The sequence below is a fragment of the Aphanothece microscopica RSMan92 genome (assembly GCF_046613545.2).
Taxonomy (GTDB): Bacteria; Cyanobacteriota; Cyanobacteriia; order PCC-6307; family Cyanobiaceae; genus NIES-981.
In genome coordinates this window covers 1-566 of record NZ_JBKKKY020000367.1, presented here as the reverse complement: position 1 = coordinate 566, position 566 = coordinate 1, and the positions used below count along the sequence as shown (strand labels likewise).

1 protein-coding gene is annotated in these 566 nt (G+C 50.0%); it reads left to right on the top strand.

Translation table 11 applies throughout. From position 1 onward, the window contains the following. Positions 1–40: 40 nt before the first annotated feature. A partial coding sequence (locus ACLD7X_RS18040; RefSeq protein ID WP_425625471.1) for a zinc-dependent metalloprotease family protein occupies positions 41–566 on the top strand: 526 nt, incomplete at its 3' end.

The window sequence follows — 566 nt, the reverse complement described above, 5'->3', positions numbered from 1 at the left end:
TGATACGCTTGGCATGTTGACCGTAGACGTTGCTGTGGAAATGGACAATGAGCTGTTTCGATACCTTGGATCAGATATCACAGATGCAGAGGAATATCTGGTTGAACTCTTTGCTCGTGTTTCGGCTATCTATGAACGCGATCTCTCCGTTCGTCTCCAGCTTTCACATGTTCGAATCTGGGAAATATCGGACGATCCCTATGACAACGCGATGGGCGTCTTTGACCTTGTGGAGCCATTCGCTCGGTTATACGAAGAACGTATGGACAGCATTTCGAGGAACATCGCCGTGCTTTTAATACGTCGACAAGGACAGGGCGGAATAGCTCGGTCGATTGGTGGCATATGTCAGACAGGGTTGTCGTATTGTGCAGCAGACGTATCAAACCAAATGGGCGATGGTCTCGAAATAACGGACCACGCATTGGTTGCACATGAGATTGGCCACCTATGTGGTGGGGTTCACACGCAAAACTGTACATGGCCAGGGGGGCCACTGGATAGTTGTGTGGTTTCCGAAGGCGGAAGCTGCGTAACGTCCGACATGACTCGACAGAGAAATGGAA